This window comes from Thermoflexus sp., from assembly GCF_025055495.1.
In the GTDB taxonomy this organism is placed as follows: Bacteria; Chloroflexota; Anaerolineae; order Thermoflexales; family Thermoflexaceae; genus Thermoflexus.
Genome location: NZ_JANWXB010000044.1, coordinates 1 through 6,022 on the forward strand (window position 1 = coordinate 1; position 6,022 = coordinate 6,022).

General features: G+C 60.9%; 5 protein-coding genes. 3 read left to right on the top strand and 2 right to left on the bottom strand.

Annotated features, from left to right (window positions below):
- Nucleotides 1–268 precede the first annotated feature (268 nt).
- The 3 genes from NZM16_RS01535 to NZM16_RS01545 all read left to right on the top strand — a co-directional run bounded on the left by NZM16_RS01535 (nucleotide 269) and on the right by NZM16_RS01545 (nucleotide 2,953).
- On the top strand, nucleotides 269–1,309 hold the full coding sequence (locus NZM16_RS01535) for an NAD(P)-dependent oxidoreductase (protein ID WP_295478033.1): 1,041 nt from the start codon (nucleotides 269–271) through the stop codon (nucleotides 1,307–1,309).
- Nucleotides 1,310–1,591: 282 nt separating this feature from the next.
- Nucleotides 1,592–2,617: an MBL fold metallo-hydrolase gene (locus NZM16_RS01540; RefSeq protein ID WP_295478036.1), complete on the top strand. Its 1,026-nt coding sequence runs from the start codon at nucleotides 1,592–1,594 to the stop codon at nucleotides 2,615–2,617.
- On the top strand, nucleotides 2,618–2,953 hold the full coding sequence (locus tag NZM16_RS01545) for a hypothetical protein (protein ID WP_295478039.1): 336 nt from the start codon (nucleotides 2,618–2,620) through the stop codon (nucleotides 2,951–2,953).
- Here the strand turns inward: NZM16_RS01545 and NZM16_RS01550 are convergent.
- On the bottom strand, nucleotides 2,945–4,909 hold the full coding sequence (locus NZM16_RS01550; RefSeq protein WP_295478043.1) for an ATP-binding protein: 1,965 nt from the start codon (nucleotides 4,907–4,909) through the stop codon (nucleotides 2,945–2,947). The two genes, NZM16_RS01545 and NZM16_RS01550, sit on opposite strands and share 9 nt — an antisense overlap.
- Before the next feature lie 212 nt (nucleotides 4,910–5,121).
- Entirely contained in the window at nucleotides 5,122–5,895 is a 774-nt protein-coding gene (locus NZM16_RS01555; protein WP_295478045.1) for a fumarylacetoacetate hydrolase family protein, read from the bottom strand.
- Nucleotides 5,896–6,022: the final 127 nt, after the last annotated feature.

The window sequence follows — 6,022 nt, forward strand, 5'->3', positions numbered from 1 at the left end:
AACGGCCCCCCCGCACCGCCCCCGAAAACCCCCAAATGAAAAACGGACAAAGCACTAAGCGAGGCCGCTCACAAAACAGATCGATCCACCTTTTCCCCAAGGGTTCAGGGGCCTCGGGGAGGGGCCAAATCTTTCATGGGATAGGCTGGGGGGCTTTGGCCCCCAGCCCCCTCGATCCAGGGAGTTCAACCCTATCGTCTGGGGATGTGGGAGACAAGCGGCCTTGTCGCCCGTTCAGCTTCAAAATCTCCTTTCTTCGGGAGGCGCTATGCGAGTTTTGATCACCGGCGGTGCGGGATTCTTTGGCTTCCATATGGCCAATAAGTTGCTTCAGCACGGCCATGAGGTTGTCCTGTTGGATATCGCAGATTACATCGAGGAGGATTACACAGGGCCGGTTTCGTTCAATAAGGGAGATGTGCGCAACCGGGGGATGGTGGATCGGGTGATGCAAGGCGTCGATGCGGTGATCCACGCCGCGGCGGCGTTGCCTCTATGGCCCCGGCAGGAGATCTTCTCGGTGAATGTGGAGGGCACTCGAACGGTGCTGGAGAGCGCCCTGGCCCATGGCGTCCGACGCGTGGTCTTCGTCTCCTCAACAGCGGTTTACGGCATCCCGAAGAAGCATCCCATTCTGGAGGATGATCCGCTCCACGGCGTCGGACCATATGGCCAAAGCAAGATCCTGGCCGAACAGGTCTGTCAGTCTTTCCGGGAACGCGGGCTCATTGTGACCATCATCCGGCCCAAGACCTTCATCGGCCCCGGCCGGCTGGGGGTTTTTCAGATCCTGTTCGATTGGGTGGAACGGGGAAAGCCGATCCCGATCATCGGCAGCGGCAGAAACCGCTACCAGCTGCTGGATGTGGATGATCTGACCGATGCGATCGTGCTGGCCCTGACGGCGGACGCGGATCGGGTGAACGACACGTTCAATATCGGAGCCGAGCGCTTCGGCACGGTTCGGGAGGATGTGCAGGCGCTTTGCGATCACGCGGGCACGGGCGCGCGGGTCTGGCCTCTGCCTGCCCGGCCGATTAAGGCGGCCCTCGCGCTCTTCGAAGCACTACGCCTGTCTCCGCTTTATCGATGGGTTTATGGAACCGCGGATAAAGATTCTTTCGTGAGCATTGATCGGGCGAAGGCCAAGCTGGGATGGCATCCTCGTTACAGCAACGCGGAATCCCTGATTCGAACTTACGAATGGTATCTAGCCCACAAGATGGAGCTTGAGGGCAAGGTGGGGGTCACCCATCGGGTGGCATGGGATCAAGGGATCCTGCGGGTGATCCGGGATCTGCTCCCATAGAAAGGGGAAGGGGTCATCGCCTCTCCGGACGGGCTTCCATTCTGAATCTGAAAACCGCAAAGGGCACAAGGGGAACGGGGCGTTAACGGATTTCAAAATACCCCTTGGTGTCCTTTATGTCTCCTTCGCGGCCTTGGTGGCGAAATTATGCTTCGAGGCCCTGGAGCGGGGCGGCCGGGGATAGCCCTGTCTTTCATTCCCTGAAATCCGGGATGGGGCGCGAGCTGGAAACCCTCTAAGATCCGCGGTCGGGCCGCGAAGCGGGATGGACAGGAGGCGACTATGCAAAAGCCATGGGAGGAGCGGGATGGGGTGTTGCGCTACCGCACGAGGAATGGGGTGGAGCTTTACCGCCTCCCGACGCGCCTTTTCCCTGAGCTGGATGGGTATGTCTATCTGATCCTGACCGACAGCCATCGCCTGCTGGTGGATGCGGGCTCCGGATTGCCGGAAAGCTGGGAGGATCTTCAGCGAGGCCTTGAGATCGTGCGGTCTCGCTATGGGCGCCCGGTGGATCTCCCCAGCCTGAGCGCGATCCTGATCACCCATGGCCACATCGACCATTTCGGGGGTTTGAATTTCGTTCGTCGACAGAGCCTGGCGCCCGTGTTCGTGCATGAGCTGGATCGCCGGGTGCTGGTGAATTATCCCGAACGGCTGATCACGGTGGCCCGGGAGCTGCGGGATTTCCTGAGCCAAGCCGGCGTCTCTCCCGAGCGGCAGGTTGCCCTCCTCGATCTTTACCTCAGCATGAAAACGATGTTTCAATCCACCTCGGTCGAAGGCTTGCTATCGGACGGGGAGCTGTTTTTCGGGATCCTCCAGGTGCATCACACTCCCGGGCATTGCCCGGGGCAGGTCTGTCTCCAGATCGATGAGGTGTTGCTGACCTCCGATCACATCCTGGCGCACACCACGCCCCATCAGGCTCCGGAACGCATCACCCGTTACACCGGCCTGGGGCATTATCTGGAGTCCCTGCGTCGGGTGGCTGCGATCCCAGACATCGCCTTGGCGTTCGGCGGACATGAGGATCCCATCCTGGATGTCTACGGACGGATTGCGGCGATCGAGACCTTTCATCGTCAGCGCCTGGAACGGGTCCTGGAGATCTGCCAGGAGCCCCGCACCATCCTGGAGATCTCCAGGGCGCTCTTCGGCCGACAATATGGCTACGGGGTGCTCCTGGCCCTCCTCGAGGCGGGAGCTCATGTGGAGTATCTCTATGATCGGGGTTATCTGCAGGTGGCGAATCTGGACCAGTTAGAGAAGGAGCTCGAGACGCCGATCCGCTATCGGAGGCTATAGATGGATCGCTGGATTCACATCGGAATCGCATGGCTGATCATCGCTGCGGTGGCTTTTATCCAGGAGCGTTCCCGCGTCCTGGCGGGGATCCTGGCCGCCATGCCCTTGAGCATTCCCCTGGCCATGTGGATCGTCTACACGGAAACGCGGGACCTGGAACAGACAGCCCATTTCACACGGGCCACCTTGCTGGCCCTGATCCCCTCCCTCGGTTTCGTCCTGGCCGCTTGGCTACTGCTCGCCCGCCGCGTTCCCTTTGGATGGAGCCTGTTGGGAGGTTATGCCATTTGGCTGGGAATATTGCTCGTGCTGCGCTGGCTTGGGATCCTACGCTGAATCGCCTCGAACGCGTGGCATGGAAGGAATGTCGGAATGGATCGGACGACAGGGGAGCAGGACAGTGAAGGTGCTTCCCTTCCCGACCTCGCTCTCCGCCCACACCCGGCCGCCGTGACGTTCCACGATCGATTTCACAATGGCCAGGCCCAGCCCCGTTCCCTCCGCGGTCTCTCCCTCCCGTCGGACGCGGTAGAACTTGCTGAAAATATGGGGGAGATCGGATGGCGGGATCCCCACCCCGGTGTCGCTGACCTGCACGGCGATGTAGCCCTCCTGTTCCCGCGCACGCAGAGTGATCCGCCCGCCCGGGGGCGTGTATTTCACCGCATTGCTCAGCAGGTTCAGGAACACCTGTTCCAGGCGCCGGGGATCCCCCTGAACAGAGGGAAGATCCGTTGGGATCTCCAGAACCATGGTGTGTTGCTTTCCTTCTGCCTGCGGGCGGATGATCTGGACCGCGTCATTCAGGATCTCAACCAGCGAGCAGGTCTCCATAGAGAGGGCATATCCGGATTCCAGTCGGGAGAGATCCAGGAGATTGTTCAATAGCTCCACGATGGTCTGCATCGCCCGTTCCACTTTCTCCACGAACTCCTGCTGACGGGGGTTCAGAGGGCCCACCCGGGGCAGCAGGCTGACATAGCCTCGGATAGTCGTCAGCGGGGTGCGAACATCATGGGAGACGATGGAGACAAATTCCGATTTAATGCGATCCAGTTCCTTCAGATAGGTGATGTCCTGCATAACCATCACATAGCCCACTCCCTCCACCGCCGTCAGGCTGGCCTGAAAGGTCAAGCGATTGGGGAGGGTGATCTCCTGGCGAACCGTCTGGCCAATGGAAGGCTTCCGGTCAATCAGGGAGAGGAAGTCGGGATGGCTGACCACTGACCGGAATGGCTGGCCCTGCACCTGGGGAGGAAGGCCAAGATGTTGCCGGGCCGATCGGTTCATCAGGATCAGCGTTTCCTGAAAATCCAGCACCAGGACGGGCTCTTCGATCCCTTGGAGGATAGCCTCCAGTTTGCCCTTCTCCGCCTGGATGGCTTCAAAAAGCCGGACCTTCTCGATGGCCACCGCCGCATAATCGCCCAACATGGTGAGGAAATGGACATCGGATTCCGAGAAGGCCATCTCCTGCAGGCGATTCAGCACTCCCAGAACCCCCAGGATGCGGCCATGGGCCCGAAGGGGCACATACAGAAGCGATCGCACCAGGATCCCGGTATCCAGTTTGTGAGTCCCCGGGCCCAGCCGGATCGGACGGCCCGTGCGGACCGCTCGTCCCAGCAGGCTGTCGGCGACCGATATGGTGGTAGGGTAGATTGGAGCGGCTGAGGAGGTCTTCGCATCACGGCTTCGATGGATGCGCAGATGAAGCGCCTCGCTGGTCTCATCCAGCAACCAGACGCTACCTTCCTCGGCACGGGTCAGGTAGATCGCTGCTTCCACAATAGGGGGAAGGATCTCTTCCAGGCGGAGGGAGGCCGTCAGCGTCTGTCCGACCTCGTAGAGGACGCTCAGCTGTTGAAGCTGGCGCTGCAATCGCTCCGCCATCCCGGCCATCCGGCGGCGCTCACGGACCAGCGTCACGGTTCGCCCAAGGCATTCCAGGACCTCGTCTGGATGATGGGGAGCAAGCAGGAAATCGTGGGCTCCCAGACGCACCAGACGCACCACCTCGGTAGCGGATAGCAATGGGCCCGTGATCACCCGACCGATCGGTTGAGATCGAATGCGCTCCAGGAAGCCCTCCAGGCCGGACAACCTCCAGTCCACGAGAACCAGCTCCGGCGGAAGCAGCTCCAGGAGCGCTTCCGCCTCTGGAATGGAAGGAACAGTGTGCACTTCAAAGCGCAGCGAACCGCTTTCCGCCGTGGCCAGCGTCTGGGCCAGAACGGGTGAATCCCCAACGATCAACACGCGTATGGAGTCTGTTTCCCGTCGATTCACCGGTCTCTCCATCAAATGGGGCAGGCGCATCCAGAAGGGACTGCGTTCTCCTCCCCAGGGTAATGCCATAGGGCCACGATGTCAAACCGTCGTCTAACTACACTGGCTCATGTTGGGAATATTCAACGACTAACCGATTTTTGGGGCGGGCAGGTCCGCCGAAAGCGGCCCTGCCCGCCCCAAAATACCTCAAATCGGCAGCCCCACCCCAGCTATCCCGTTCCCTCGACCGGATTCTTTAACACCCCGATGCCCTGGATCTCCACCTCCACCCAATCCCCGGGGCGGAGCGGCCCAACGCCAGCCGGGGTTCCCGTCAGAATCACATCGCCGGGCTCCAGTGTCATCACCGATGAAATATATGCAATCAATGTGGGGACCGAGAAAACCATCTCGTGGGTGTTCGCCCGCTGGCGAACTTCGCTGTTCACCCGGCAGATGATCTCCGCATTGCAGATCTCCTCCGGGGAAAGATGGGTGACGATCCAGGGTCCCAGGGGACAGAACGTGTCGAAGCCTTTGCTCCGGGTCCACTGGCCGTCCCGTCGTTGCAGGTCCCGCGCGGTCACATCGTTCCCGCATGTTACCCCCAGCACATAGGCCCATGCCTCGTGCTCCGGGATATTTTTCCCCCGGCGCCCGATCACGACCGCCAGCTCCGCTTCATGCTCTACCTGCCGGGATTGGGGCGGAAGCCGGATCGGGCTTCCTGGCCCGATGACCGCGCTGGGGGGTTTCAGGAAAATCAGAGGCTCTGGGGGAACCTCCGCCTCCTGCTCGCGAGCATGCTCGACGTAATTCCGGCCCACGGCCACGATCTTGGAGGGGACGCACGGCGCGAGCCAGGTTGCGGCAGCCATGGGGCCCAGAGGATCCCCTGGCGCAAACTGCCCCTGGAACGGATCGCCAGAGAGGGTGTAGAGCTGATCATCCTCGATGATCACAAACTGCGGGCCGCTTTCGGTCAGGATCCGTCCGATGCGCATCCCTTGCCTCCTGCTGGAGATTCGGCAGGCGGTGCACGGTTGTGTCTTCGTCGTCGGATACCGAAGACGCCCGATACGGCTCAAAAAGACGAGGGAAGAGATCAGTTGCGCAGCTCCTGATTTTACC

What these genes read in the sequence shown, in the direction of transcription:
- NZM16_RS01535 (WP_295478033.1), top strand. Translation starts at nt 269, where the DNA reads ATGCGAGTTTTGATCACCGGCGGTGCGGGATTCTTTGGCTTCCATATG.
- NZM16_RS01540 (WP_295478036.1), top strand. Translation starts at nt 1,592, where the DNA reads ATGCAAAAGCCATGGGAGGAGCGGGATGGGGTGTTGCGCTACCGCACG.
- NZM16_RS01545 (WP_295478039.1), top strand. Translation starts at nt 2,618, where the DNA reads ATGGATCGCTGGATTCACATCGGAATCGCATGGCTGATCATCGCTGCG.
- NZM16_RS01555 (WP_295478045.1), bottom strand. Translation starts at nt 5,895, where the DNA reads ATGCGCATCGGACGGATCCTGACCGAAAGCGGCCCGCAGTTTGTGATC.